Here is a 25,567-nt window from a genome sequence, read left to right as displayed (position 1 = left end):
GCAAGGCGCCTTTACCCTTTCAGTTGATGGGCGACTAAAGTCGCCCCCACAGTACGATAAATCAGGTTTTAAGCGACCGCTTCTGCGGCTGCCGTTACACCAATGATAGATTCGTCTTCCTGATCGATAATGCCGAACTCCATCATCAATTCTTCCAGCTCATCCATCGTGATGGGTGTAGGAATGACGAAATTCTTGTTATCACGAATTTTTATCGCTAAATCGCGGTACTCTTGCGCCTGTTTATGTTCTGGTTCGTATTCGATAACGGTCATACGACGAATTTCAGCACGTTGTACGACGTTGTCACGCGGTACGAAGTGAATCATGGTCGTACCGATTTTTGCAGCCAGAGCCGAGATCAATTCATCTTCACGTGCAGTTTCACGTGAGTTACAAATCAAGCCGGCCAAACGTACGCTGCCTGAGTTGGCGTATTTCACAATACCCTTAGCAATGTTATTAGCCGCATACATCGCCATCATTTCTCCCGAGCAGACGATGTAAATTTCTTGCGCCTTGTTTTCACGGATTGGCATGGCAAAGCCACCACACACAACATCCCCAAGTACATCATAAAAAACGAAGTCAAGTTCATCATCGTAAGCACCTTCTTCTTCGAGGAAGTTAATCGCCGTGATTACACCGCGACCCGCACAACCGACGCCAGGCTCAGGACCGCCTGATTCAACACATTTAATGCCGCGGTAACCCGCTTTCAGTACATCTTCAAGTTCCAAATCTTCAACACTGCCCGCTTCAGCAGCCAAGCTCATAATGGTGGTTTGAGCTTTTGCATGAAGAATTAAACGGGTAGAGTCAGCTTTTGGATCGCAACCGACGATCATTACACTGTTACCCAATTCCGCTAACGCAGAAACCAGATTTTGAGTTGTAGTAGACTTACCGATTCCACCTTTACCGTATATTGCACATTGACGTAATGCCATGATCTTCTCCTCTTATAGGACGTTGTTGTTAATGACATTAGGACTAAAGCAAGCGCTGTGCCAGTTGCTGTTATTGTATTTATGCTGTTGAATTGTATTGATTATTCTGGTTTATGCAAAGAGCAGGCAACGTTGTATTTCAAACATTTTGTTATGTTCTGTAAGCTTAGTAACAGTGCGGTTATTTAACCTTGTCCTCATACCCATAGGAATCTACGCAAGCCATTTATCGTTCCCACGCCGGAGCGGGGGAACGATGTCAAGTTGTGGGACGGGTATTGAAGGTTTTGTGTTTGCAGACAGTAGGCGGATTGTTACAAACAGAACAAAAGTATCTCTGGCGTTTTTAATAGAGGCATATTTAACCTGTTGTTAATCATGTAGTTAAGCTGTTTATCAAAAGCCGTGGAAAACTGGATTAAATATTGCTTAAGTAAAAGACACACCTACTTAATAATGGAGTTTGCAATGTCTGCTACTGTCTTTTCTGAAATACTAAACGGTTTGTTTGAAAACAAGGTCGTGCCTTATCTGGGACCGGGCGCGCTTTTCGATGCAACCAATAAACTAACCGGGGCGCCCATGCCTGCGGACAGCCATAGCCTGATTTTGGCGATGAATAACGGCAAGCCGATGGCACCCAAGCTCATGTATGAGTTTCCCAGGGCGGCGATGAATCAGGAGCTCAAAAGAGGCAGGAACTTTCTGGGCCAGTTTCTGACCAAGTTATACGGCGAAACCGAATGGACGAGTGCGTCAGTCCATAATTGGCTGGCGGAATGGAAACCCGCTTATGTCGTCGATATCAATCGGGATACCCAACTACAAGACAGCTATGCCGATGAAGAACATACGCTGATTGTCGGTGTTGCAAGAATCACCGCCAGCGACTTTCGATTCAAAATATATCACTTCGACGGCAGCGATTATTTTGAAATCCCGCAGGAACAGGTTGACCGTAGGCTGCCCATTTTGTTTAAACCGATGGGTACGCCTAAACCGGAAGCCAACTACATCGCTTCGGATGCCGACTATGTCGATTACATCAGCGAATTAATGGGAGGCTTCGCTATTCCGGATTTCCTTAAAAAGTACCGCAAGGGCAAACAATACCTGTTTATAGGCATGCCGTTAAACAGGGATTCGGAACGCATGGTGATGAGCGATATCGTTTACGGCGCGGCAGAGAAAAAAGGTTGGGTTTTGAACAAGAACCCGACCGATAAGGAAATCCGCTATTGTAAAAAAATAGGCCTGGAAATCCTGGATGCGGGTGTTGAAGACCTGCTGGATGCCGCGAATCCTGCGCTGCTTGGCGCGGCATAGAGGTTCAATCAACTGATGACTCAGTCCGACGCATTCACTAATCATCGTCTGCTGCTTTACTATAAAGGCGACATCAGCGCCTTGATGCTGTTCGCCCAGCACAGCAACGGCAGCATCTGCTTTCCGGAGCCTTTGCCCGCGTTGTCCAGCGCTCTGGAACCTGAAGAATTCATCACCGAAAAAGTCAGTACTCATCCGGCCATGTTGGTCAACAACATCAACCGGCTTTTGCAACTGGACAATGACCTATTGCGCGTCGAATTGGAGTTCAGCGAACAAATCGATACGCCCGGCGGCATTATCACCGTGCATATGGCGCGCTTCATGTTGCTCGACCCGCCGCACAAACTGATGCAAAGCCGGGATTGCCGGATGCGGACCTTGCCGGAACTGCGCGGCAGGCCGCCTGCCGAAATGGAATTGTTGCGTCGCGCCTATACCAAGGTGATGTAGGCCCGAGATGTTTGATTTCATGGACATGAGCTTTGATGAACCCGGCGAGCAAACAGCGTCGGAGCCGTATATCCCGGATGCCGGCGAGTGCATGCGTTGCGGCATGTGCGTCAGCAGTTGCCCGACCTTCCGTCTGTTCCCGATTGACGAAGAAACCCCGCGCCGACGCATTCGCACCATCAGCAAGATTCTGGTTGAAAACCTGCCGATCAGCGCAGATGAACGTCGACATCTGGATAACTGCGTGCAATGCCGGGCCTGCGAAAGCGTTTGCCCAAGCCGGATGGCCTACGGGCAGTTGTTCGATCAGGCTCAGGCCGGGTTAAAGGTTACATCGGGTTGGCTGGCAAGACTGGCGTTCAGGCTGATTGAAAACAAGGACTGGCTGAGGCGGTTAATGCCGCTGTTGGCCGTTTATCTGAAATCGGGCTTGCAAAAACCGTTACGGCGTAGCGGATTGCTGAAAAAACTGCATTTGGCGGATGCCGAAGCCTTGCTGGGTAAGCCGGCATTGCAGGCATTGGCTGTTTCCTATCCTGCCAGCGTCACGACACGCGGCCGGGTCGCGCTGTTCACCGGTTGTATCGCCGAACATTTCGACCGTGAGACCTTGCCGGCGGCGATCAAACTGCTTAATGCGATAGGCTATGAGGTGCTGGTGCCGCCGCAACAAGGCTGCTGCGGCGCGATACACCAGCACAACGGCCAGTCTGCCGCCGGTTTGATCGACGACAATATTGCGGTTTTCAATGCGCTGGATGTCGATGCCGTGCTCCACACCGCCACCGGCTGCGGGGCGATGTTAAGCGAGTATCAAAATGATGATGACGCGGGACAACTGTTCCGGCAACGCTTGTGCGACATCAACGATTTTCTGCTGGAATTCTGGCCGGACGACCTGCAACTGACGGCATCAGAACTGAAAGTCGCAGTCCACGAGCCATGCAGCCAGCGCAACGTGCTCAAAAACCAGCAAGCCGTTTATGCGCTGCTGCAAAAGATCCCCGGTCTAAGTGTTGTCGCGCTGGCCGACAACCCCATCTGCTGCGGCGCGGGCGGCAGCTACATGCTGACTCATCCCGACAACGCCGGGCAGTTGCGGGCTTTAAAACAGCAAATCATCGCCGCTACCTCAGCTGATGTGGTGGTCAGCGGTAATTTTGGTTGCGGGATTTTTCTCAGCGCCGATGGCGGCAGAGTGGAGCATCCTGTGCAGTTGCTGGCTCGACAGTTGCCATCCTGCCGCACTATTTCCAAAGCATTCATTCTTTCAACGTCATTGACGGGTTGCTCGATAGCTGTTCCTTGAGCCTGATTTCATAGGGTTTCAGAAGGGCTCGCTGCGATCAAGATTACGGCAAAAACTGAGCCGCCACAAACATCCGACCGCAGGTTGCTTGGAAGCCACAGCGTTAAAGGTACCCGGCAGTTGCAAAAAGTTACGCAAGATTTGGGCGGATAGCGGATATAGCGGCCTATTGGTTCAATAGGCCGCTGAATGTTTTAAATTTTGCCTGGCGGTAGTATTACGTCCAAAAGAAACGCGTGGGTTTACTTTGCTGCCTAGGCGCTGGGTCGTCGAACGAACATTTGGCTGGTTAAACCATTCGCGCCGTCTCAGTAAAACCTATGAACGACTGATTCTAAAAGAATAGTTTCCAGGCGTTACCTTGTCCCAAACACTATGATGGTTTTGCCGTGTGCGGTAATGAGTTTTTTATTTTCCAGTTCTTTTAACACGCGTCCGGCCATTTCTCTTGAGCAGCTGACCATGCGACCGATTTCTTGTCTGGAGATATGCAACTGCATGCCGTCGGGGTGTGTTATTGCCTCGGGACCTTTACACAAATCCAACAAGGTTCGGGCAATTCGCCCTTCAACATCCATAAACGCCAGATCGCATAAATTACGGCTGGTTTTTAATAGTCGTATCGATAATTGTTCACCTATCATGAATAAAATATCAATTCCATGTCTCCCCAGAAGTTCTTTTTTCAAAACCTGGCGCAGTCGTTCGTAGCCTATTTCGGCCAGTTGGCACTCGCTACGTGTTTTAACGGTGACTTTTCGTGCTTCAGTCGCTTTAAAAACGCCAATTTCACCGATAAAGTCATTTTTATTCAAGTAAGCGAGTATTAGCTCATGTCCGCCCTCAGCTTCTTCAACACAGATACTGACCGACCCGTCTACTATAAAATATAGTCGGTCTCCGATATCGCCAGGCCGGATAATGGTGGATTTGGCGGGATATTTTTTGATATGGCAAAAGCGTAAAAAATGTTCCAACGCTTCTTTATTGGGGGGGGCTTGGATTTTAAGTGTCATAGCAACAATTTATCTATTATAAGTAATGTGGTAAATACGGCTAATAATGCAAGATTCTAACAAAAAATCAACATAGTTACTCTGGTAATAAGCATTTTTATGCTACTCTATGCCTCATTTTTAACCTGGAAAATAAATACATGCAAGTAACAGTCAAATGGGTCGATGGCGTGATGTTCGTCGGCGAAACCGACAGTGGGCATGCTGTTGTCATGGACGGTCCTCCAGACCACGGTGGTCGTAATATCGGTATGCGCCCCATGGAAATGCTTTTATTGGGCGTGGGCGGTTGTTCCTCTTTTGATGTGGTGCAGATTTTACAAAAAGGCAGAAATGATTTTGTTAAGTGTGTGGCCGAGGTTACTGCCGAACGGGTTGATGCTATCCCGAGCGTGTTTAGCAAAATCCATCTGCATTTTATCGTTACCGGCCATGATTTAAAGGCGTCGGCTGTTGAAAGAGCAGTAAAGTTATCCGCAGAAAAATATTGTTCTGCATCCATTATGCTGAGCAAGGCAGTGGAAATTACCCATGATTTTGAAGTTATTGAGGTTTAACTACTTTGAACAAATTGCAATTACACGGCTTTAATAATTTAACAAAGTCACTGAGTTTTAATATCTATGACATCTGTTATGCACCGGCTGAACAGCAGCAGGCTTATATCGAGTATATCGATGAAGCTTATAATGCCGATAAATTAACCCAAATCCTTAAGGATGTCGCCGAAATCATCGGCGCACAGGTTCTTAATATAGCCCGTCAGGACTATGAGCCGCAAGGCGCCAGCGTTACCATGCTGATCTCCGAGGGCGAAGCGCCGCCACCGCCCAGCATGAATAGCCAATCGCCCGGTCCCTTGCCGGAAACGGTGCTGGCGCATCTGGATAAAAGCCATATTACCGTCCATACTTATCCTGAAAGCCATCCTGATAACGGCATCAGCACTTTTCGCGCGGATATTGATGTTTCCACCTGCGGCCGGATTTCGCCGCTGAAAGCGCTCAATTACCTGATTCACAGCTTTGAATCCGATGTGGTGACCATGGATTATAAGGTGCGTGGCTTTACCCGCGACATTTCAGGAAAAAAACATTATATCGATCATAAAATCACGTCTATTCAAAACTATATTGCTATAGATACGCAAGAAAGTTATCAGATGATCGATGTGAACGTGTATCAGGAGAATATTTTCCACACCAAAATGATGCTCAAGGAAACCGAGCTGGAAAACTATTTATTCGAGAAGGAATGCAACTTGTCCGTCGATCAAAAAGCGAAAATAGAAAGTAAGCTGCACAAGGAAGTGACCGAAATTTTTTATGGGCACAATTATCGTCAGCGTTATGAAGAAGTTAAGTCCTGATCTTGATTAAATGAGGGCGACCGGGAGGTCGCCCTTTACGCTTTAATTATTGTTTATAAACGTTCATTTTTTTAGCGACAGATCCGATTACTTTAATTGCCGCGCAATTAAAGTAATCGGATGCAGCACTTCCAGTACGATTCCACGCTCCCTGAGTCCCGCCGCTATATGCAAAGCGCAGCCAATGTTGGAGCTGAGCAGATATTCGGGAGGCTGCTGTAAAGCGGCTTCCAATAGGTCGCCTAACAAGGCATCGGCCATTTGCGGATGATCCAGCATATAACTGCCCGCTGAACCACAGCATTGTACCGTTGCAGGCAGCGGTGATATTTTAATACCGGGGATTTGTTGCAGTAACTTTAGCGCTCCTTGCTCCTCGCGCATCACGTTTTTTAACGAACACGGTGTATGCAGGCACACCGATGCAGTCAATGGCAGCAGTTGCTCGCTAAGATTACAGCCTGATTTGATTAAAAACTGACTGATATCAACCACTTTTCCGGCAAATTCAGCCTGTTGATATTCCTGCATCTGACTGCCGCAACCGCTGGCGATGGTGACTATCGCATCCAGGTTGTTATCGGCAAAAGCACCGCAATTGGTTGCCGCCAGGCGATCGTAAGTTCCTTTATCGCCATCATGCAAATCCAGTGCGCCGCAACAGCCTTGCCGTTCGGGTACGGAGACATTAAATCCTGCTGCGGTTAACACCTTGATGGCCGCATTGACGGTCTGATGATCCAGCAAAGCCCCCATGCAGCCTATAAACAAGCCTACGTTGCCCCTGATTTCGGTAGTTGCCGGATAATGCGGCGCCAATGCTGTGGGCTCATGATAATCGGGTAATAGGCGATCAACCTTGTCCAGTCTTAACAATCCGGGCAAGTTTAGCGAGCGAGCCATTTTTTGCAAGCGAGTGGTTTGGTAAAGCCTTAAACCCGATTGCGCCAGACGCGCGGTGGTTTTGTTATGGGAGACTCTTTTTAATAGCGACACCGACAGCGTCGCATCGCGTTCCTCCCTGATTTGTTCGCGAAAGTTGTTAATCAATCGCCCATAAGGCACGACAGCAGGACAAACCCGTTCACAAGAACGGCATAACAGGCAGTTGTCGATATGCTCAACCAGCTTTTTTGATGTTCCCAGATGCCGGCCTGCCCAAGCCTGAATTAACGCAATGCGCCCCCGGGGAGATTCGTTTTCGTTTTGGGTTTGAGTGTAGGTGGGACAATGTGGCAGACATAAACCGCATTTGACGCAGATGTCAGCGTCGGCTAATAAATTATTCATGGTGTTGTACGGTCATTGCTTTAATTATTGCGGAGTATTCGTCGGTTTTCGGCCGGTATAAAAACAGCCCCAGCGCGGACAGACCGGTGAAGATGTACAAGGTGTTGAAACCGTCGCCCAGCACAAACATAATCAGACCGAAAACGCCGACAACTTCAATCAGCGACATCGAAACGATAATAGTGACTAGGTAACGGTTTTTTGCCAATGCAACTATGCCGTCCTCGGTGTAAAAGTCGTGTTGATGAGTGACGTCAGGCAGAGGCATGGTTTGATTCAAGCGCAGTTGAATGTGTCGGATCAGGTTAGTCAGCGGAAAGGTCGCGATCGCAACAATATACAATACAGTTCTAATCAGCACCCGCCGAGCTTCAGGCAATGGCTGCCGCAGCTGTTCGCCCAAGGTATGACAAACAATAATATAAGCCGCCAGCATGGTAAGCATCATGCCCACAATGAGCCAAGGCAGGATAAGATCAGGCTTTGATTGTTTGCGTTCAACCGGGTTCCCCATGTTGTTTCCTGTTAAGTGGGTGTAACAGTCTATGATACCAAACCCTGTTGCTATGTAGCTTGAATTTGTTAGTGCCGGGATTATAGGTTGTCCACAAAAAACACGAAAAGCACGAAAATATTCAGGGAGATGTGTCTGGCTATATGTCCGTTCAAAAAGTGATGGCTTGCCTATAACGTTCGTGTCTTTCGTGCTTTTCGTGGATCGATCGCCGTTTTTTAGATTGAGCCTTGAGCCTCTTTTTAAGGTAAAACCTTTTGACAATATGAGACAACCGGTCGTATTATTACGCCATGATTGCAATCACAAAAAAACAAATCAACCGCGAAAATCTGTTAAATCAGGGGGTAACCTTGCTGATGGAGCAGGGCTATCACGGCACCGGACTGAAAGAAATTCTGGATGCGGTGCAAATCCCCAAAGGCTCTTTTTACAATTATTTCGGCAGTAAAGAAAATTTCGGCGCGGAGGTCATTCAGCACTATATCGAGCCGTTTATTCAGCAATTGACCGGGCATTTACAGCAATCTGAAAGTGACGCGCTCGGTGCCTTGCAGCGTTATTTTAATGAGGGGATTGTCGAACTGGAGAAAGCGAACTTCAAAGGCGGTTGTCTGTTGGGCAATTTAATGGGCGAAATCGGCGATACCAGCGATCTTTGTCAAAAATCGCTGCAATCTGCGGTCAACCGCTATCGGAATGTATTGCAATCAGGTTTGGCCAAGGCGCAACAACAAGGCACGGTAAGAACCGATAAGTCGGCTGAAGAGATGTCCGATTTGCTGGTAAATACTTGGCAGGGTGCTTTATTAAGAATGAAAATCGAAAAATCGTCGGCACCGCTTAAGCAGTGTTGTCAGGATTTATTAGGGGATTTTTTTAAAGCGTGATTCCGATTGCGCTTTAAAAAGCAGCCCCATTATTTTTTATCATTAACCAGGAGATACAGATGCCAAAATATATTATCGAACGCGAAATCCCCGGCGCAGGTGCATTAGCTTATCGCGAGTTACAAGACATTTCCCAAAAATCATGCAGCATTCTTTGCGAAATGGGACCGAAAATCCAGTGGGTGGAAAGCTACGTGACCGACGACAAAGTCTATTGCGTCTACATCGCCCCGGATGAAGCAACGGTTAGAGAGCATGCCGAAAAAGGCGGATTCCCGGCCAACCGCATTTCCCAAATCAGATCCATGATTGATCCTACCACTGCTGAATGACCTATTAGTCTCCCAATGTCGTTGAGTTAAGAATACTCGTCGTTCCGGTAATCTCTACCGATATGCGGCTTAATTAAACGGCATTGGGGCATCCAGAGGCATAAAGGAAGACCAGCTTCGTCAACTAACAGAATCAGAGAAACTACGATGACTACAAAAATGTTAATAAAAACGGCCCGCTCCTTGTTTGTTTGTACAGCGCTGCTTAGTCCGATGCTGGCGCAGGCGCAAATACTGGCGATGGTTAATTACGAAAGCAAACCAGGCCAAACGCCAAGGCGCGAAGGCATTGCGATTATTGACGTTGATCCTACCTCAAAAAATTTCGCTAAAATCCTTAACGATATTCCGTTGCCGACTGATTTAGTCGCCCATCATATCTTCTACAATAAAGACCTCAGCAAGGCTTACATTACCTCTTTAGACAACGGCGCGCTGCATGCGATGGACATGACCCGTCAGCCTTACCGCCCCAAAAAAATCGATGTGCCTGACTGTAAAGTGGGTGAAGATGTCGTCTTCTCCAGCGACAATAAAACCTGGTATTTAACCTGCATGGGTTCAAGTAACGTGATCGTCGGCGATGCGCAAACCGATAAACAGATCAAGGTGATTGCCGCCGATGCGGAAAACGCTTTTATCCGTTATCCGCACGGTATCAGCATCAATGACGACATCGACCGCATCATGGTCACCAGCACCGTGCGTCCGTCGGATCTCGGCGATGCAGGAGAAACCGTCACCGTTATCGAAGCTTCCAGCGGCAAGGTGTTATCCAGCCATAAACTGTCCGACAAACCCTCGCCTTCCGGTTCTGCACCGGTAGAAGCGGTTTTCCTGCCCGGATCGAACCCGCCGTTGGCCTACATCAACACCATGTTCGGTGGCGGACTGTGGACGGGCATCTGGAATGCTGACAACAAGAATTTCGACTTTGAGCAAGTGTTTGACTTTAACGCTGTAAAACAGGGCGTACCGTTGGAAATCTATTTCAATGACCAGCATGACCGTATGTACATCACCACCGCCAATCCCGGTTATTTCAATATTTTCGACATCAGCGAGTCCGTGTTGAAACCGAAATTGATTAAGGCCATACCGACAGCGGGCGGCGCTCATCATGTGGTGCTTTCACCCGATGAACAGTATGCGATCGTGCAGAACAGTTTTATAAATTTGCCGGATATGAGCGATGGGTCAATCAGCGTAATCGACTTGAATAAGCAGGAAGTGATAGCTACCATCGACACACTGAAAAAACAAGGGCTTAACCCTAACAGTATCATTCTAATGCCGAGATGGCATCACGATACTGCGCATTAAAAACTGCGTAGAGGTGCAGGGTACATACGTGTACCCTGCATGTCCGGTCTACAGATTTAACCCATTACCAAAATTGAATAACATCGGTTATAAATACCGCTGTTTAATAGCCTGCGCCAATTGATGCACCGCCATCGCGTATTTATCGCTGTTATTGTATTTCTTGATGACTTTAAAATTGGGGTGGATGCGCCAGTATTCGCTACCCTGAGTGACACTCAGTTCAATGGATGATCCACCGCTATAAGCTTTGGTTTGTTCCGCTACCGGCATGTTGTTTTGCCAGCCGCTATGGGAAAAATAATTCGCTACACTGCCAATCGCATCAAAGTTCTCCCAGAGATTACGATGTCCATCGTTGTTGAAATCGACGGCCAGTCTGCGGAAACTGCTGGGCATAAATTGCCCCAAGCCCATCGCGCCGGCCCATGATCCAACCGGCTGAAGCGGCTCGTAGCTTTCTTCACGGGTCATCAGCAAGAAATTTTCCAGTTCCGTGGCAAAAAATTTGGCGCGTCGTTGGGTGTCAAATGACAGCGTGGTTAAAGCATCCAAAATGCACGTCTTGCCAACATTGCGGCCAAAAAAAGTTTCCACGCCGATAATCGCAACAATATATTCGGGATCGACACCGTAAGTTACGCTGGCTTTCTGGATAGCACCGGCATTGCTTGTCCAAAAAGCTACGCCATTAGATATATGCGCCTCGGTAACAAATTGCTGGCGATAGCGCGTCCAACTGCCCATTGTTGGGTGAGCAGGTTTGGGGCCGTGGTATGGCGGCGGATTTTCCAGGCGAATAACATAGTCCAAGCGCTTGGCCTGTGAAAACAAGCCGTTCAAATAGCTTTCCGAAAAACGATGTTTAAGCACCATATGGCGGATAAAGTTCTGCACCGGCAACGAATTGGCGTAAGTTCCGGTTAAACCCGGCGCTTGATAATCATGAGTCCGTTCGGGAATAGTGGCGATAGTGGCGGTATTGGCATGTGGCGCGGCGGTTTTAACGGTCGGATTGCTGGAGCATCCGGTAAGCGCTAATGCCAAAGCCAGTTTGAATAAGCGTTTATAGCCTGTATTTTTCACGGTGGTCTCTTTTGTGGTTAAACGATATGAAGTAGTCATTATTTACAGATAATAGAACATGGATGGCAGGGATTAGACAAATTTTTAAAAAAGTAAAAGACTTCCGGTCAATGATTTAACAGGAGTATCTATTTCATTTTCACTGTTAAGCCGGCGCTGCAAAAATACACCTGAGCGCAGTGTTGTCCCATTAATTGGGCGGCTTTGCCGGACAGGTCTACAAACTGCCTGGCCAGGCGGTTGTCGGCGACAACGCTCAGCCCGACTTCGTTGTGTACTAATACCATGTCACCGGTTAACTGTAGCACTGCTTCCAGTTCCTGCAAAATATCCCCCTCGGGGATTTGGTGATAAAGCTGGTTGTTTAGCCACATCGACACACATTCAATCAGCACCGGTCCCCGGCATTTTTGCACGGCTTCAAACAGCTTAACGGGTTCTTCCAGCGTAACAAATAAGTCCTGACGGCGCTGTTGATGAATCTGTATCCGCGCTTGCATTTCGTCATCAACAAATTCTGTCGTCGCCAGATAGTAAGGTTTTTCCGTTGCCGCCTGCTCTAAAATAAAGGCTTCCGCCAACCGCGATTTGCCGCTTTTGATGCCGCCTATGAACAGTGTTTTCATGACAACCCCACTCCTATTGCCAATAGAGCCAGAATCATTATATTTATGCCCATTTTCATTTGCAATGCTTGGTTTAATGCGGATTTATCGACCGGATGGATAGGCAAACCCAGCGTGGGTTTATGTTTGACTTGGCCGTGATAGCTGGCATCGCCGCCCAACGCTACGCCCAACGCACCGGCCATTGCTGCAATCGGGTATCCGGCATTGGGGCTTTCCATCTTTTTGCCGTCGCGCCGTAGACATTGCCAGGCGCGTTGCTTGTCTTGCGCCAATGACACAATCAGCAATGCGGTCAGCCGGGCAGGAATGTAATTGGCTATATCGTCGACTATCGCCGCCGTTTTGCCGAAATAAAAATATCGCCCGGTTTTATAGGCAATCATCGAATCCATGGTGTTAATGGCTTTATACACGGCAAGCCCCGGCAGGCCGAACAACAGCAGATAAAACAGCGGCGCAATCACGCCGTCGCTGAGATTTTCCGCCCAGGTTTCAAGGCCTGCTTTATAGATTTCGATGTCGCTCATGTCTTCGGTATCGCGGCTGACCATATAGCGTAACGCCTGCTTGGGCTGCTCGGCGGTTAACAGTGCGGCGACGCTTTCGTGCAGCATATTCATGGCCAGACCGGTGGAGGCAAGCACCGCCAAAACCAGCAGCGACAACCAGGGCGGCAAAAGATCGCACAGAGTAACCAGCGTGACGCTTATCAACAGAGTCAGTGCGATTAAGCCGGTCACCAATAGTGTACCGGGCAAAATACGGTCGCCGTAAAAACGCCGCTCGAACGCACTAATAAAATCACCCATCCATACCACCGGGTGTTTGCAGGGGAATTCGCCAAAAAATAGATCGACAAGATACGCCAAAATCGCCAATTTAAAAAACATCAGTCTGCCTGTAACGCCTGTAAAATAGCGGCTATATCCAGATTTTCCGCAACCATATCGGCAAAGCCCTGAATTTCGGCTTCGCGATAATGGCCATAGCTATAACCCTGATACTGCGGATTAATGGCCTTAAAGTAATCGGTACGAAACGCGTTGTGATCAAAAACGCCATGCACATGGGTGCCGCAAAATAGTCTACTCTGATAATACAGCGGGTATTTATCGATGCGTCCGCAATGGATTTCATAACCATGAATCTCGGCGTATGAAAACAGCGGATAGTGTCCGCGTGCGAGTATTTTAGGATTCTGATAAAGCACGGTATCGTCAATGAAATTCAAGCCCGCTTCGACAATGGCTATTTCATGCTCAATCGCATCAGGATCATGCAGATTTTGGCAGAGCATTTGATAGCCGCCGCAGATGCCGAACACCGGCTTATTGAACTGCAAAAGTTCCTCGAACAAGCCCTGCTTTTTCAGCCATTGCAAATCGCGGATCACGGTTTTGCTGCCCGGCAACAGCACCATGTCGAAACCTGCCAGCGGACGGTAGGCGTGGATCAGTTCGACATAAAGCTCGGGGTCGCCCATCAATACATCGAGATCGTTATAATTGCTCAAACCCGGATAGGCGATCACCGCAACGCGGATTTTGGCATCAAGCAGACGTTGCTGGTAATTGCGTAGCGACTGGGAATCTTCCATGTCGATATTCAGCGGTTTAAACGGCAACACGCCTAAAACGGGAACGCCGAAGCGTTCGGTGATGATTTTTTCGCCCTCGTCGAAAAAGCGCCGGTCGCCGCGAAACTTGTTGATCACCACCCCGATCAGATTGCTGCGCATGACCGGGTCCATCAGCTCCAGGGTGCCGTAAATCGACGCAAACACGCCGCCGCGTTCGATGTCTGCGACCAGGATATTTTTGCTGTTGAAACTGTTGGCGACAAAGGTATTGGACAAATCCTTGTTTAATAAATTCAACTCGACCGGCGACCCAGCGCCTTCTGCGATGATCAGATCATAGTCCTGCTTGAGCGCTGAAAACGCCTGCTTGACCTGCTGTTTCAGGTTGTCGATTTCAGTATAATAGGCGGCAATCGACTGGTTTTGATAAACCAGGCCGTTGACAATCACCTGCACCGAACCGTTGCCGTGCGATTTAAGCAGCACCGGGTTAAACAGATAACTCGGTTCGACGCGTGCGGCCTCGGCTTGCAGGCATTGTGCCCTGGAAATTTCCCGGCCTTCTTTGGTAACCGCCGAATTATTGGACACGTTTTGCGCCTTAAACGGTGCGACTTTTAAGCCCTGGTCGGCAAAAATCCGACACAAGGCCATGACCAGCGTGGTTTTTCCGGCATCTGAACTGGTGCCGAATACGGCTAATGGATTCATTGGTAGTTTCTTTTAAAGGGATTTATGCACCACGAAGGCATGAAGAAAAAACATGAGCCTAAAAACGGCGATTTATCCACGAAAAACACGAAAGTCACGAAATAAATCAATATATTAAATTAATTAAGGTATTCACCTTTTGGGTAACGATCTACAGCTTGGTATGTCTTTTAACATTTTCGTGCTTTTTGTGTTTTTCGTGGACTAATTGTTTTTTCTGGGATAAAGCATTCATGTTCTTCGTGATGAGTTTTTTATTTTTTAACGTTCTTAAAACTGCTGGCAAGTCGGGCTATGGCCTGTTCATTCTTGACCGCAAAACGCAGATAACTTTTATCCAAACCGGCAAAATTGTCGCAGACGCGGATTAAAATCCGTGACGATTCCAATTGCGCCTGCAACTGATAACCGCTGCCGCCGTCTGCCAAGCGTGCCAGCAGAAAATTGGCCTGTCCCGGATAAATCTTATCGAACAAACCTGAATCTTGCAGTGCCTGATGCAGCAAACCCCGCAAATGCGCGGTCTGCTGACGGGTCTGTTCGATGAATCCGGTATTTGCCAGCGCCTGCTGCATATAGGCCATATCCAGACTGGACAGCTTCCATGCAGGTTCAAAGCGTTGCAGTTCCTTTATCGCCGCTGTCGCCGCCAGGATAAAGCCGATGCGGATACCGGCGCAGCCGTAAAACTTGCTTAACGATTTGATTACATAAAGTTTGTCGTAATGCCTTATGTGTTGTGCAATCGAATCGGCCTCGCAGAAATCCAGGAACGATTCATCAATAATAATGGTGCAAGCTGCTGCCTGCCATGATGCCAACAGCTCTTGCAGATCGTAAAGCTGACCGTCCGGCGTGGACGGATTAACAAAAATCACCGTGCTGTGTGCGGGAATATCCGCCATAAGCCGATTGAATCGGTCGATGTGTTGCACATTGCAACCCAGTTCTTCGGCAATATGCGCATATTCGCCATACAAAGGCGCATACAAAACCAGGTCTTGCGGCTGCAAGCTGCGCAACAAGGCGAAGATGGCCGCACTCGCGCCGTTAAACGGTTCAATATCAACGCCAGACGGATAAGGGTAACGCTGCCTGATCGCCTGTTTCAACAGGCCGTAATCAGGGTCGGCATAAGGCCTGAGCTGCACCTTTTGCAAACAACTTAAATCGACCGCCTGCACCGGGTTGATATTGGCCGAAAAATCCAGCACCTGTTCCGGCAGGCAGCCGATTCTCCGGGCATACTGGTAAATATTGCCGCCGTGGTTCATTATAAGTTGATGTATTCGACGTAAAGATAATCGTCAACTTGCCGCAGTTTGTGCACGGAACCGGAATCAATCCGCAGTTGAAACGCATTGGCTAAGGGCAGATTTAACGCGCGCGCCAGCAAGGCGCGAATGACGCCCGCATGAGTGATCACCAAAACCTGTTCCGCTTCGCCTACAGGACGTAGGCGAGGGGCGTGAGCAGGAGCGGAAGCTTCGGTCGACTGCACGGATGCAGGAGGTAGAGCAACGCATGGAGCAGTTGCCGAGGCTAATAAATCCTGCCAAAAGCTGCCGGCACGCTGATATAAATCTTCAAAATTCTCGCCGTTTGGCGGCGCGGCAGTCACAAAGTTATTGGTCCAATGCTGCAAAACATCGGCGTCAATGTCGTCAAAGCGCTTGCCTTCCCAGTCGCCAAAATCAAGCTCCTGCAAACGCGGATCGGTGGTTACCGTGTCTGAAAAGGTTTCAGCCAATTGCAGGCAGCGCGTTAACGGACTGCTGAAAACTTTACAGTCATCGTCAAACTCGGGCAGTTTGTCATGCAGATCATTCATCTCGTTGAGAAAACTATCCGCCAAGGCAATATTGCTTTGCCCGTAACACAGCCCCGGATCGGTAGCGGTTTGGGTATGACGAATTAAATAAATATCCATAAGGCACTCACGCTTAAATAAAAAACAGTCTCGGCAACTTGCTGACTTGCGCCCAGGCAGTCACCGGTATAGCCGCCGATATGGCGGTAAAAATAACGCCCCAGAAAGATGGTCGCAACCAATACGGAGATAATTGCCGGCGCACACCAGACAGGTAGCAACGCCAATGGCAACAGCGCTGTGACTGTGGCAAAAGCCAATTCCTGAAAATCAGGTTGATAAACTGCGCCCGATGATTTGCTGTCATTTCCACGCGCATAAGTATAGCGTTGCATCAGCAACAGCGGCGACAAGCGGCTGATGCTGTGTCCGGCCAGCAACACTAAAGACACTGCGGCGGCAGGCATTGTGGTCAGCACACTGATCTTCAGCAACAGCATTAACAGCAGTCCGAGCAAGCCGTAAACGCCGGTATGGGAGTCTTTCATGATCTCCAGGATGCGCAGTTTATTGATGCCGCCGCCGAAACCGTCGCAGACATCGGCAAAGCCGTCTTCATGCAAGGCACCGGTCAGAAAAATCCCGGCGCTTAGCGCCATGATTACCGCCGTAGTCTGCGGCCAAACTAAATCGGCCAAGTAAAATACTAAAGCGCAACTGCCGCCAATCAACCAGCCGATCAACGGCAAATAAACGGCTGCCTGAGGCAACTGCTTGTAATCCGGTATTTTAGGATGGGGCAGTCGGGTGTAGAAGCTGAGGGCTAACAGGAATAGTTTTAGATCGGGCATGGTTGTTATGCTCTATCTATCCAATTCAGTTTGCGGTTTCAAGTTGTCGATTTTCATTTGTATTTTTGCATAACCGCTTCGTAGCTTACTGTGTTTAGCTCACCCGCTTTATAGACTTGCCATCTTTTTTGGGCTTCTTCACGCCAGATGGCATCGATTTCCGGATTGGGTGCATCTAAATCGGCAAGCAATAATTCCGCCAAACGTAGCTTTTCTAACGGCGGCAAATGGCTAACCTTTTGGTAAAGTTCCTGGCTGCTAAGCATGGTTATGTCTCCGGGAGTTTAAAAAAATGAGTGTAACTTTAACCGATTTCAACGATCAACCCCAGCCTCGGCAAACGTAGCCATCTCGTTCAAAAACACCACCGCCGATTGCAATAGCGGGTAAGCAAGGGCAATACCGGAACCTTCGCCCAAGCGTAATCTCAGGTTCAGCAAGGGTTTTGCATTGAGCTGATTTAACAAAGCCTGATGCCCCTGCTCACTGGAAACATGGCTGAATACGCAGTAATCCAGCACCTGAGGATGCAGTTTGTGAGCGACTAACAGTGCGGTGCCGGCAATAAAGCCGTCGACCAAAGTAAGCATGCCCAGTTCGGCGGCTTTAAGATAAGCCCCGACCATCATCGCGATTTCAAAGCCGCCGAACGTGGCCAGTACGTCTAAAGGCTCGGTCGCATCCTTATGCTTATTTAGCGCCCTTTGCAATACGATTAACTTGTGTTGCAACTGCCCGTCATTTAAGCCGGTACCGCGGCCTACGCAGCGCACTAACGACAGACCGGTTAAACGGTGCATCAGCATGGCGGCGGATGAGGTGTTACCGATACCCATTTCGCCGAAACCGATGCAGTTGCAGCCGCTTTCGTATTGACGCAAAACCTGATCCGCTCCGGCTTGCACGGCTTGGTCGCATTCCTCGAAGGTCATCGCAGGCTGGGTTAAAAAGTTCTGCGTGCCTTTGCCGATCTTTGCAGCTATCAGCTTGGGATGGCTGTCCAAATCAGCATTGACCCCCGCATCGACTATTAATAAGTCTATGTTATGTTGCCGGGCAAAAACGCTGATTGCAGCGCCTCCAGCCAGAAAGTTGGCGATCATCTGCGCAGTAACGGTTTGCGGATAAGCGCTGACTCCGGCTTCAACCTCAACAATACCGTGGTCACCGGCAAAGATAAGGATACACGGTTTGTTTAATTGCGGGGTTAAGCTGTTTTGACAGCGCCCAACCTGTAACGCCAGGGATTCCAATTGACCCAGAGAACCCAGCGGCTTGGTTTTCTGGTCGATTTTGGCTTGTAAGGCGGCACTAAGCGTTGCTTTGAGCGGGGGGATTGCAAAATTTAGCGGCACGGCGTATTCCAAACGTTTTCAAATAATAAATCTTTAAGGTCTTTACGATTCGCCCATTGCTGTTGTTCCAGCATCGGTTTGTCGTAGAATTTATCCACATGTCCCAGACATAAAACCGCGAACGGCTGACTGTCTTGGGGCATGGTTAACAAGGTTTTCAGGGCTTCCGGTTCAAACATCGACACCCAGCCCAGGCCTATGCCTTCCGCCCGTGCCGCCAGCCACATGTTTTGTATCGCGCAGGCCAGCGATGCCAGGTCCATTTCCGGCAAGGTGCGGCGGCCGAATATATATTGCTCCCGCTGCTCGCACAAGGCGGCAACCAGCACTTCCGGACATTCCAGTATACCTTCCACTTTCAGCTTCATAAACTCGTTTTCGCGTTCTTTCAAAGCCTTGGCGGTGCGGATACGCTCCTGTTCGACCAATGTATGTATGGATTTCCGAAGCTCCGGGCAGCTGATGCGTATAAACCGCCACGGCTGCATAAAGCCGACGCTGGGCGCATGATGCGCAGCATCAAGCAGGCGGAATAGCAGCTCGGGATCGATCGGGTCTGGCAAAAAATGGCGCATATCGCGACGCTCGTAAATGGCGCGATAGACGGCGGCACATTCCGCATCGGAGTAACGGTTTTGGGTCATGTTATAGGCAAAAGACGAAAGGCGAAAGGCGAAAGGCGAACGACGAAAGCTGTTTTTTTCGCCCTTCGCCTTTGGCCTAGATACATCTACTTTGTGTTAAACATTATACGGATGAACGGCATTAAAACCATGCACTTTGGCTTTGGTGGTGAAAACAGGCGGAGTCCAGCTTTCTGATTGCTGCCCGGCCAGAAATTCCGCCAGCCATAAGGCCTGATTGCGTATCGGCAAAATGAAGGCGTAAAGCTTGCCGTTCGGCAATTCGGCCACATCGCCCAGTGCGTATATGGACTCGTCACTGGTCTGCAGCTGCTGATTGACCTTGATGCCCCGGCCTATTTCGAGACCCGCCAGTTCCGCCAATTCGGTGCGCGGCTTAAATCCGCAGGCGACTATCAGCCCGTCAAATTCGGTCGTCACCTCGGTTTTTACGCAAACCTTGCTCCCCTCCTTGATAAATTCCTGTACCGCCTGATTTAACAGCACCTTGACGCCGGAATCCTGTAATACGTTGAATAACAAAACCGAATCCTCGGCCGCCAGTTGGCGCTCCATCAACCGATCCATCGCATGAAACAGGGTAACCTTATCGCCCGCCGTCGCCAAATCGGAGGCCACCTCGCAACCGATTAAACCGCCGCCGATAATCGTCCAGTCAGGTCGCTGGTTTTGATTTAAAAAACCCTGCCGAAATTGTCGCAAGGCTTTCAAATCGACCAGGCTGTTCAGACAAAAAAACAGCTGGTCATACGGCCTGAATGGCGGCGGAATGAATACGGAAGAACCTTGCGCAAGTATCAGTTTATCGTAGTGCAGCGTTTTTTCCTGGCAACTGCCAGGGATGGCGGCCGAGACTGCTCCCGGCAGTCCTCGGCATTCCCTCCATCCATGGAGGTCAGAAGTGTCGCAATCGGTAGGGAACCGATGCGACCAGGAACCGTTGATCGCAATGGATTTGTCGGCGCGATTAATGGCCGTTACTTCCACGCCGCAGAGTACCTTAATGTTGTTTTCGCGCAACCTATCAAAAGGCTTCAGGATGATGGACTGCTCAATATCGGCCTTGGTGAAACCGCGGGACAGCAACGGCCGCGAATAATAGCCGTCATGCTCCCTGGTTACCAAGGTAATGTCATCATCGGCCGATAACGCGCGGTACTTCTCGACAAAACTGACACCGGCTACGCCTGAGCCGATTATAACAATCTGCATGCTGTTCCCCGGTAAGATTGATTAGTCCATTAAATCATGTGCGCTTTTTTCTGCGCCGCACTCGGGGCAACGCCAATCGACGGGGATATCTTTCCATAAGGTACCCGGTGCAATACCGGTATCCGGGTCGCCTTCCGCTTCATCATAAATATGGCCGCAAACGCTGCACTGGTATTTTTTGTAATCAGACATGATATTCCTTGTTAACTATTTAAAACACCACTGACTTTAACAAGTCTAGGCTAATTTTCAATCCGAATCTACGGCTTTCAGTCTATAGTTTTTAATCGATACAGTGCGGAAATATCCTCATTGCCGTAACCTTCCGCGATTAACCGCTGATAATCGGCAATGGTCATGTCGATCAGCGTGGTCGATGCGCCGGATTGTTTTGCCATGCGTTGACAGATTTTTAAGTCTTTATGGTGCAACGCAAGTTTAAAGCCCGGAGCAAAAATGCCTAGCGTCATGGCCGGGCCGCGATGTTGAAGAAACCAGTTGCCTGCTGCGCCGCCGGAGATGACTTCGATCACCTTATCCATAGGCAGGTTTTGAGCTTGAGCAAAGGCCAGCGCTTCTGTCACCGCCTGATTGATGCCCGCCGCCATAATTTGGTTGACCGCCTTGGTAGCCTGACCTGAACCGGTGGTGCCCATGTGCATAATACATCCGGTCATGGCCTCCAGTACCGGACGGGCTTGTTCCAGTGCAGCCAAGTCACCGCCGACCATCATTGCCAGTGTGCCGTTTTTAGCGCCTTCAACGCCGCCGGATACCGGCGCGTCCAAAAAAGCCGCCTGTTTTTCGGCCAACATGGCGGCGGCTAGTTTGGCGGTGTCGCAGCTAGCCGTAGACATATCGATGACGACCGATCCGGGCTTAATGGCGGTTGCCAGTCTTGCCACTAGCGCTAAAACATCCTGGTCAGTAGAGACGCAAAGCAGCACTATATCGACGTTTGCCGCAAGCTCTTCTGGCTGAGCGAAGGCTGTGACCTTCAATTCTTCGGACAGGCTGTGCATCTTTGCCGGCGTGCGGTTATAAACGCCGGTCAAGTGTCCGGCTTTTGCGATATTCCTCGCCATGCCGATACCCATCGCACCCAAGCCGATCATGCCTGCTTTCATGTGATTTTTTTCCAGGTTGTTTAATTTATGATGAGTTTGATCCAACACCGGGATTCAAGTTTGGGTGCCGCGAACGCTGTATCAAGCGCTTTTCTTGAGAGTGAAAAAACTTAATTTCCCGGGATTCTTTTTAGCCGCCGTTCTTGGCGGCGAGGGAAATGCCACGGTAACTTTCAAACCGCCCAGATCGGATTCATCCAAAACAAGTTCAGCGTCATGTATCGCTGCAATGCGTTGTACGATAGAAAAGCCCAGTCCGGTACCTTGGGCTTTGTTGGCTGTTTCTACGCAGCGATGAAATCGTTGTAGTGACTTCTTATATTGATTGGGCGCTATGCCTGGCCCAGAGTCTTCAACACACAGCAGCATTTTTTGTGCCGTGCCTACCACGGCAACCCTGATCATGCCGTTATTCGGCGTATATTTGATCGCGTTATCAATAATGTTTCGGATCAAAATATTAATCAGCAGGGTGTTGGCTACTATGGGTATTGCATTAGCTTCATCGTATTCCATGTGTATCCGTTTTTTATGCGCCTCAGGATCCAGTTCCGCAATATTGCGCATCACCTCACGACTGAGTACCGTGATTTCTTTGGCTAAAAACTCAGTGCCGGATTCAATGCGCGAGAAGGTCAATAACTGTTGCACCATGTAGGTCATGCGATTGACGGCTTGTTCTATTCTCTTTAGCGCCTGATGTCGAACGGTTTCGTCGCCGGTACGCATCGCAACCTGGGCCTGGGTGAGCAGTCCGGCCAACGGCGTTCTTAATTCGTGTGAGGCATCGGCGGTAAACTGGCGTTCATGTTCAAAGGCCTGCTCAAGCTGGGCGAACAGGGTATTGATCTCATTGACTACCGGGATAATTTCCTTGGGTAGCCTTTTACTGGATAGCGGCTTAAGAAAACTGGCTTCTCGTCTGGATAGTGCTATTTCCAGGCGATTAAGCGGTTTTAAAGAATGCCCGACAATAATCCAGATAACGATGCCTAAAATCGGTAAACCGACCAGAAATTGCATGACCAATTGCGCCGATAATTCATCGGTTAATTCGGCGCGTATCTCTTCCTTCTGACCGACATGGATTATATATTCGCCATTTGAGCTGGCAAGGCTAAACACATGCCACAAGTGTCCATCGATATCGGTTTCGCTGAAACCCAGGGCTGTAGGGGAAAAAGCAAACGATGGTGCGCTTTCCGAGCGCAGCAATAAGCCGTCATTTTTGGACCACAGCTGAAAAGCGACTTTTCTTTCGTATTTATGGCCGAAGGTGCTTGATTCCAAAAGTCCGTCAAATACCTCCCATAATTGATCATCAACACTTTTTTTGTTAAATCCAAGTACCGTAAACTCAGGTGACTTTTCCGAGCGCAGTAATAAACTGTCTCCTTTGGACCAGAGCTGAAAGGCGCTTTGCGATTTTTGTTTGCGCCTGGTATTGACGTGCAGGCGTCTGTCGGTTTGCGCTTGCGCCCAATGCTTGGATAGTGAACCTTCCCGCACCAGGCTTTCGACAAACACATGCAGTACTTTTGCCGATTGCGCCAATTCGGCGTCAAACAGGCTGGCAACTTCGGCGCGGGTGACTTTATAACTCATATAGGCCGTCACTCCCCAGATCAACATCGATGCGGAAAGCAGGCTAAACAACAACAGCTGGCGTAGCGAATAATTCATTAATCTTCATCAATAATATAACCCACACCCCTGACGGTGCGGATAATGGACGGGTCGAGTTTTTTTCTCAGATGGTGAATATGAACCTCCACGGTATTGCTTTCCACATCCGAATCCCATGAATACAAGCTCTCTTCAAGCCGGGCGCGGGAAATAACCTTGCCGATATTGCTCATTAAAAAGCTCAGTATCTCAAATTCTTTTTGCGACAGATCGACCTTTTCATCGTTCCAGGTTACTTGGTGCGATGCAGGGTCCAAAACAATACCTTTATATTCAATATTGGGAGCGCTGCGGCCCTCGTTTCTTCTCGCCAAGGCTCTTAACCGTGCGCAAACTTCATCCAGCTCGAACGGTTTAATGACAAAATCATCGGCACCGCTGTCCAGGCCCAGTACGCGATCAGGAACCGTATCCTTGGCTGTTAACACCATCACCGGCGTTTCATCTTTACGCGATCTTAACGCTTTCAAAATATCCAGGCCTTCCATGTCCGGCAAGTTCAGATCCAGTACGATCAGCTCATAGCAATTGAGTTTCAGCGCCTCGTTGGCAAGCTTGCCGTTGGTTAGCCAGTCAACCGCATAACCTTCCATTTTTAAACCTTCAACCAGTCCATCGCCCAGTATTTCGTCGTCTTCAACCAGTAACAGTCGCATATGTTCTCGCTTTAAAATAGTTAGTCATCAACAAAAAGGTATCAGCGTAATCAAGCAAAGTTAAGTCCTACTTAAGTGCCAGGTAGACTTGAAAGCCGACATGGCGTCTTATTAATCAGAGTCTCACGTGTTAAACTAACTGCTATTTTAAACTATATAGCAAAAAATCTCTTGCCTCCGCTTAGTCTCTATATTCACATCCCCTGGTGTATTCAAAAATGTCCTTATTGCGATTTTAATTCACACGCGATTAAATCCGATACGCCTGAATCCGCTTATATAACCGCATTGCTGAATGATTTAGCCGTCGATATACAGCGCTATAACATCACTAGGCCGATCAACAGTATCTTTATCGGCGGCGGCACGCCCAGTCTGTTTTCACCCGAATCGATTGACCGGTTATTACGCGGCATAGAGCAACAGCTGGTGCTTAAAGAGTCGCTGGAAATCACTCTTGAAGCCAATCCCGGTACTTTCGAGAGCCATAAATTTGCCGAGTTCAGGGCTCTGGGTATCAACCGCTTATCGATCGGCATACAAAGCTTTAACAACTCCCTATTAAGAAAACTGGGTCGCGTTCATTCGGCGCAGGAAGCCATTCATGCTGCCGAGATTGCCCACCAGTCAGGTTTTGACAACTTCAACCTGGATTTGATGTTCGGCTTGCCGGGTGCACGCCCGGACAGCAGCAAAATAGATATAGAAACCGCTATAAGCCTTAAGCCTACCCATGTTTCGTTTTACCAATTAACCCTGGAGCCCAATACTTTTTTTTATAAATTTCCGCCCAAACTGCCTGATGATGAAACCATCTTCAGCACACAAAAACAGTGTCAGAAGCTATTGGCAGATCAGGGCTATCTACAATATGAGGTTTCTGCCTATAGTAAACAAGGTTTGCAATGCCTGCATAATGTAAACTATTGGCAGTTTGGCGATTATTTGGGTATAGGCGCTGGCGCTCACGGGAAGATCAGCCAAGCATTGCCTCAGCAAATTATTCGCAGTTTTAAAGCCAAAAGCCCGGAACAGTATTTAAGGGGCTCGCATCAAAACGGCGGCGCCGACGTTATTTCTGTAACAGACCTGCCTTTAGAATTTATCATGAATCATTTGCGCCTGAAGCAGGGGTTTACGTTGGAAGCTTATCAGGCAGTAACAGGTCTTGCGGCGGCAACACTGGAGCCTGCTTTATCCGCTTGTGTGACACAGAGTTTGCTTATCCGGCAGAATAATCATTATTATTGCTCAGAACACGGCTGGAATTTTCTGGACAATATTTTAGAAAAATTCATTCCTGAAAACGGCAATTGATCCACGAAATAAATAAAGGCGAAGGGCGAATGGCGAATGGCGAAAAAAGCTTGCATTGAGGCTTAAGGGCATTACAATTTTTAGCCCTTAGCCCTTAGCCCTTAGCCCTTAGCCCTTAGCCCTTAGCCCTTA

The 25,567-nt window shown here is 48.8% G+C and carries 28 protein-coding genes and 1 pseudogene; 10 read left to right on the top strand and 19 right to left on the bottom strand.

Annotated features, from left to right (window positions below; genetic code table 11):
• Positions 1-68: 68 nt before the first annotated feature.
• Positions 69-950, bottom strand: a complete 882-nt coding sequence (gene nifH / locus RW114_RS00500) for a nitrogenase iron protein (RefSeq protein WP_340120755.1) — start codon at positions 948-950, stop codon at positions 69-71.
• A gap of 468 nt (positions 951-1,418) precedes the next feature.
• Here nifH and RW114_RS00495 point away from each other — a divergent pair, with 468 nt between their 5' ends.
• The 4 genes and pseudogenes from RW114_RS00495 to RW114_RS00480 all read left to right on the top strand — a co-directional run.
• Entirely contained in the window at positions 1,419-2,276 is an 858-nt protein-coding gene (locus tag RW114_RS00495; RefSeq protein ID WP_340120754.1) for an SIR2 family protein, read from the top strand.
• A 15-nt stretch (positions 2,277-2,291) separates the two neighbouring features.
• Positions 2,292-2,729: a hypothetical protein gene (locus RW114_RS00490; RefSeq protein ID WP_340120753.1), complete on the top strand. Its 438-nt coding sequence runs from the start codon at positions 2,292-2,294 to the stop codon at positions 2,727-2,729.
• A gap of 7 nt (positions 2,730-2,736) precedes the next feature.
• On the top strand, positions 2,737-4,038 hold the full coding sequence (locus RW114_RS00485) for a (Fe-S)-binding protein (RefSeq protein WP_340120752.1): 1,302 nt from the start codon (positions 2,737-2,739) through the stop codon (positions 4,036-4,038).
• 211 nt (positions 4,039-4,249) lie between these two features.
• Positions 4,250-4,369, top strand: a pseudogene (locus tag RW114_RS00480) (transposase); the annotation flags it as partial.
• Between the two features lie 25 nt (positions 4,370-4,394).
• Here RW114_RS00480 and crp read toward each other — a convergent pair.
• Positions 4,395-5,054, bottom strand: a complete 660-nt coding sequence (gene crp, locus RW114_RS00475) for a cAMP-activated global transcriptional regulator CRP (protein WP_340120751.1) — start codon at positions 5,052-5,054, stop codon at positions 4,395-4,397.
• Between the two features lie 140 nt (positions 5,055-5,194).
• Here crp and RW114_RS00470 point away from each other — a divergent pair, with 140 nt between their 5' ends.
• Positions 5,195-5,611: an OsmC family protein gene (locus RW114_RS00470; RefSeq protein WP_340120750.1), complete on the top strand. Its 417-nt coding sequence runs from the start codon at positions 5,195-5,197 to the stop codon at positions 5,609-5,611.
• A gap of 5 nt (positions 5,612-5,616) precedes the next feature.
• A complete protein-coding gene (gene speD, locus RW114_RS00465; protein WP_340120749.1) occupies positions 5,617-6,423 on the top strand; it encodes an adenosylmethionine decarboxylase in 807 nt (268 codons plus the stop codon).
• Between the two features lie 87 nt (positions 6,424-6,510).
• Here the strand turns inward: speD and RW114_RS00460 are convergent, their stop codons facing one another.
• Positions 6,511-7,713 (bottom strand): (Fe-S)-binding protein, encoded by a 1,203-nt coding sequence (locus RW114_RS00460; protein WP_340120747.1) that lies wholly within the window; start codon positions 7,711-7,713, stop codon positions 6,511-6,513.
• On the bottom strand, positions 7,706-8,227 hold the full coding sequence (locus RW114_RS00455; protein WP_340120746.1) for a hypothetical protein: 522 nt from the start codon (positions 8,225-8,227) through the stop codon (positions 7,706-7,708). Before RW114_RS00455 ends, RW114_RS00460 begins: the two co-directional genes overlap by 8 nt.
• 293 nt (positions 8,228-8,520) lie before the next feature.
• On the opposite strand from RW114_RS00455, the gene RW114_RS00450 reads away from it, so the two are divergent.
• The 3 genes from RW114_RS00450 to RW114_RS00440 all read left to right on the top strand — a co-directional run bounded on the left by RW114_RS00450 (position 8,521) and on the right by RW114_RS00440 (position 10,772).
• A complete protein-coding gene (locus RW114_RS00450) occupies positions 8,521-9,117 on the top strand; it encodes a TetR/AcrR family transcriptional regulator (RefSeq protein WP_340120745.1) in 597 nt (198 codons plus the stop codon).
• Positions 9,118-9,176: 59 nt separating this feature from the next.
• Entirely contained in the window at positions 9,177-9,449 is a 273-nt protein-coding gene (locus tag RW114_RS00445; RefSeq protein ID WP_340120744.1) for a DUF4242 domain-containing protein, read from the top strand.
• A 159-nt stretch (positions 9,450-9,608) separates the two neighbouring features.
• Positions 9,609-10,772 carry a YncE family protein gene (locus RW114_RS00440; RefSeq protein WP_422614770.1) on the top strand — a complete coding sequence of 388 codons (1,164 nt, stop codon included), beginning with the start codon at positions 9,609-9,611 and terminating at the stop codon, positions 10,770-10,772.
• A gap of 87 nt (positions 10,773-10,859) precedes the next feature.
• On the opposite strand, the gene RW114_RS00435 is transcribed toward RW114_RS00440, so the two are convergent.
• From RW114_RS00435 to RW114_RS00365, 15 genes are all read right to left on the bottom strand, one after another.
• On the bottom strand, positions 10,860-11,858 hold the full coding sequence (locus tag RW114_RS00435) for a lytic murein transglycosylase (protein ID WP_340120742.1): 999 nt from the start codon (positions 11,856-11,858) through the stop codon (positions 10,860-10,862).
• 128 nt (positions 11,859-11,986) lie between these two features.
• Positions 11,987-12,484 (bottom strand): bifunctional adenosylcobinamide kinase/adenosylcobinamide-phosphate guanylyltransferase, encoded by a 498-nt coding sequence (locus tag RW114_RS00430; protein ID WP_340120741.1) that lies wholly within the window; start codon positions 12,482-12,484, stop codon positions 11,987-11,989.
• Positions 12,481-13,377: an adenosylcobinamide-phosphate synthase CbiB gene (gene cbiB, locus RW114_RS00425; protein ID WP_340120740.1), complete on the bottom strand. Its 897-nt coding sequence runs from the start codon at positions 13,375-13,377 to the stop codon at positions 12,481-12,483. Before cbiB ends, RW114_RS00430 begins: the two co-directional genes overlap by 4 nt.
• On the bottom strand, positions 13,377-14,777 hold the full coding sequence (locus RW114_RS00420) for a cobyric acid synthase (RefSeq protein WP_340120739.1): 1,401 nt from the start codon (positions 14,775-14,777) through the stop codon (positions 13,377-13,379). Before RW114_RS00420 ends, cbiB begins: the two co-directional genes overlap by 1 nt.
• 254 nt (positions 14,778-15,031) lie before the next feature.
• Positions 15,032-16,051 (bottom strand): aminotransferase class I/II-fold pyridoxal phosphate-dependent enzyme, encoded by a 1,020-nt coding sequence (locus RW114_RS00415; RefSeq protein WP_340120738.1) that lies wholly within the window; start codon positions 16,049-16,051, stop codon positions 15,032-15,034.
• Complete coding sequence (cobC, locus tag RW114_RS00410; RefSeq protein ID WP_340120737.1) at positions 16,051-16,707, bottom strand: alpha-ribazole phosphatase family protein; 657 nt, start codon at positions 16,705-16,707, stop codon at positions 16,051-16,053. The genes RW114_RS00415 and cobC overlap by 1 nt, the downstream gene beginning before the upstream one ends.
• Positions 16,692-17,438 (bottom strand): adenosylcobinamide-GDP ribazoletransferase, encoded by a 747-nt coding sequence (cobS, locus tag RW114_RS00405; RefSeq protein WP_340120736.1) that lies wholly within the window; start codon positions 17,436-17,438, stop codon positions 16,692-16,694. Before cobS ends, cobC begins: the two co-directional genes overlap by 16 nt.
• Before the next feature lie 53 nt (positions 17,439-17,491).
• On the bottom strand, positions 17,492-17,704 hold the full coding sequence (locus RW114_RS00400) for an addiction module protein (protein WP_340120735.1): 213 nt from the start codon (positions 17,702-17,704) through the stop codon (positions 17,492-17,494).
• A gap of 48 nt (positions 17,705-17,752) precedes the next feature.
• Complete coding sequence (gene cobT / locus RW114_RS00395; protein WP_340120734.1) at positions 17,753-18,793, bottom strand: nicotinate-nucleotide--dimethylbenzimidazole phosphoribosyltransferase; 1,041 nt, start codon at positions 18,791-18,793, stop codon at positions 17,753-17,755.
• Positions 18,784-19,437, bottom strand: a complete 654-nt coding sequence (bluB, locus tag RW114_RS00390; RefSeq protein ID WP_340120733.1) for a 5,6-dimethylbenzimidazole synthase — start codon at positions 19,435-19,437, stop codon at positions 18,784-18,786. The genes cobT and bluB overlap by 10 nt, the downstream gene beginning before the upstream one ends.
• Before the next feature lie 96 nt (positions 19,438-19,533).
• Positions 19,534-20,649 (bottom strand): NAD(P)/FAD-dependent oxidoreductase, encoded by a 1,116-nt coding sequence (locus RW114_RS00385; protein WP_340120732.1) that lies wholly within the window; start codon positions 20,647-20,649, stop codon positions 19,534-19,536.
• Positions 20,650-20,670: 21 nt separating this feature from the next.
• The gene (locus tag RW114_RS00380) at positions 20,671-20,841 is read right to left on the bottom strand and encodes a rubredoxin (protein ID WP_340120731.1); all 171 of its coding nucleotides are present in this window, start codon (positions 20,839-20,841) and stop codon (positions 20,671-20,673) included.
• A gap of 77 nt (positions 20,842-20,918) precedes the next feature.
• Positions 20,919-21,821 (bottom strand): NAD(P)-dependent oxidoreductase, encoded by a 903-nt coding sequence (locus RW114_RS00375; protein ID WP_479687015.1) that lies wholly within the window; start codon positions 21,819-21,821, stop codon positions 20,919-20,921.
• Between the two features lie 36 nt (positions 21,822-21,857).
• Positions 21,858-23,459, bottom strand: a complete 1,602-nt coding sequence (locus tag RW114_RS00370) for an ATP-binding protein (RefSeq protein WP_340120730.1) — start codon at positions 23,457-23,459, stop codon at positions 21,858-21,860.
• The gene (locus RW114_RS00365; RefSeq protein ID WP_340120729.1) at positions 23,459-24,118 is read right to left on the bottom strand and encodes a response regulator; all 660 of its coding nucleotides are present in this window, start codon (positions 24,116-24,118) and stop codon (positions 23,459-23,461) included. The genes RW114_RS00370 and RW114_RS00365 overlap by 1 nt, the downstream gene beginning before the upstream one ends.
• Before the next feature lie 171 nt (positions 24,119-24,289).
• Here RW114_RS00365 and hemW point away from each other — a divergent pair, with 171 nt between their 5' ends.
• On the top strand, positions 24,290-25,435 hold the full coding sequence (gene hemW / locus RW114_RS00360; protein WP_340120728.1) for a radical SAM family heme chaperone HemW: 1,146 nt from the start codon (positions 24,290-24,292) through the stop codon (positions 25,433-25,435).
• Positions 25,436-25,567 lie beyond the last annotated feature (132 nt).

Origin of the sequence: Methylobacter svalbardensis (genome assembly GCF_037671525.1) — a bacterium.
Taxonomy (GTDB): Bacteria; Pseudomonadota; Gammaproteobacteria; order Methylococcales; family Methylomonadaceae; genus Methylobacter_A; species Methylobacter_A svalbardensis.
This window is presented reverse-complemented; position numbering and strand designations above follow the sequence as displayed.

What these genes read in the sequence shown, in the direction of transcription:
- nifH (WP_340120755.1), bottom strand. Translation starts at nt 950, where the DNA reads ATGGCATTACGTCAATGTGCAATATACGGTAAAGGTGGAATCGGTAAG.
- RW114_RS00495 (WP_340120754.1), top strand. Translation starts at nt 1,419, where the DNA reads ATGTCTGCTACTGTCTTTTCTGAAATACTAAACGGTTTGTTTGAAAAC.
- RW114_RS00490 (WP_340120753.1), top strand. Translation starts at nt 2,292, where the DNA reads ATGACTCAGTCCGACGCATTCACTAATCATCGTCTGCTGCTTTACTAT.
- RW114_RS00485 (WP_340120752.1), top strand. Translation starts at nt 2,737, where the DNA reads ATGTTTGATTTCATGGACATGAGCTTTGATGAACCCGGCGAGCAAACA.
- crp (WP_340120751.1), bottom strand. Translation starts at nt 5,054, where the DNA reads ATGACACTTAAAATCCAAGCCCCCCCCAATAAAGAAGCGTTGGAACAT.
- RW114_RS00470 (WP_340120750.1), top strand. Translation starts at nt 5,195, where the DNA reads ATGCAAGTAACAGTCAAATGGGTCGATGGCGTGATGTTCGTCGGCGAA.
- RW114_RS00460 (WP_340120747.1), bottom strand. Translation starts at nt 7,713, where the DNA reads ATGAATAATTTATTAGCCGACGCTGACATCTGCGTCAAATGCGGTTTA.
- RW114_RS00455 (WP_340120746.1), bottom strand. Translation starts at nt 8,227, where the DNA reads ATGGGGAACCCGGTTGAACGCAAACAATCAAAGCCTGATCTTATCCTG.
- RW114_RS00450 (WP_340120745.1), top strand. Translation starts at nt 8,521, where the DNA reads ATGATTGCAATCACAAAAAAACAAATCAACCGCGAAAATCTGTTAAAT.
- RW114_RS00445 (WP_340120744.1), top strand. Translation starts at nt 9,177, where the DNA reads ATGCCAAAATATATTATCGAACGCGAAATCCCCGGCGCAGGTGCATTA.
- RW114_RS00440 (WP_422614770.1), top strand. Translation starts at nt 9,609, where the DNA reads ATGTTAATAAAAACGGCCCGCTCCTTGTTTGTTTGTACAGCGCTGCTT.
- RW114_RS00430 (WP_340120741.1), bottom strand. Translation starts at nt 12,484, where the DNA reads ATGAAAACACTGTTCATAGGCGGCATCAAAAGCGGCAAATCGCGGTTG.
- cbiB (WP_340120740.1), bottom strand. Translation starts at nt 13,377, where the DNA reads ATGTTTTTTAAATTGGCGATTTTGGCGTATCTTGTCGATCTATTTTTT.
- RW114_RS00420 (WP_340120739.1), bottom strand. Translation starts at nt 14,777, where the DNA reads ATGAATCCATTAGCCGTATTCGGCACCAGTTCAGATGCCGGAAAAACC.
- RW114_RS00415 (WP_340120738.1), bottom strand. Translation starts at nt 16,051, where the DNA reads ATGAACCACGGCGGCAATATTTACCAGTATGCCCGGAGAATCGGCTGC.
- cobC (WP_340120737.1), bottom strand. Translation starts at nt 16,707, where the DNA reads ATGGATATTTATTTAATTCGTCATACCCAAACCGCTACCGATCCGGGG.
- cobS (WP_340120736.1), bottom strand. Translation starts at nt 17,438, where the DNA reads ATGCCCGATCTAAAACTATTCCTGTTAGCCCTCAGCTTCTACACCCGA.
- RW114_RS00400 (WP_340120735.1), bottom strand. Translation starts at nt 17,704, where the DNA reads ATGCTTAGCAGCCAGGAACTTTACCAAAAGGTTAGCCATTTGCCGCCG.
- bluB (WP_340120733.1), bottom strand. Translation starts at nt 19,437, where the DNA reads ATGACCCAAAACCGTTACTCCGATGCGGAATGTGCCGCCGTCTATCGC.
- RW114_RS00385 (WP_340120732.1), bottom strand. Translation starts at nt 20,649, where the DNA reads ATGCAGATTGTTATAATCGGCTCAGGCGTAGCCGGTGTCAGTTTTGTC.
- RW114_RS00380 (WP_340120731.1), bottom strand. Translation starts at nt 20,841, where the DNA reads ATGTCTGATTACAAAAAATACCAGTGCAGCGTTTGCGGCCATATTTAT.
- RW114_RS00370 (WP_340120730.1), bottom strand. Translation starts at nt 23,459, where the DNA reads ATGAATTATTCGCTACGCCAGCTGTTGTTGTTTAGCCTGCTTTCCGCA.
- RW114_RS00365 (WP_340120729.1), bottom strand. Translation starts at nt 24,118, where the DNA reads ATGCGACTGTTACTGGTTGAAGACGACGAAATACTGGGCGATGGACTG.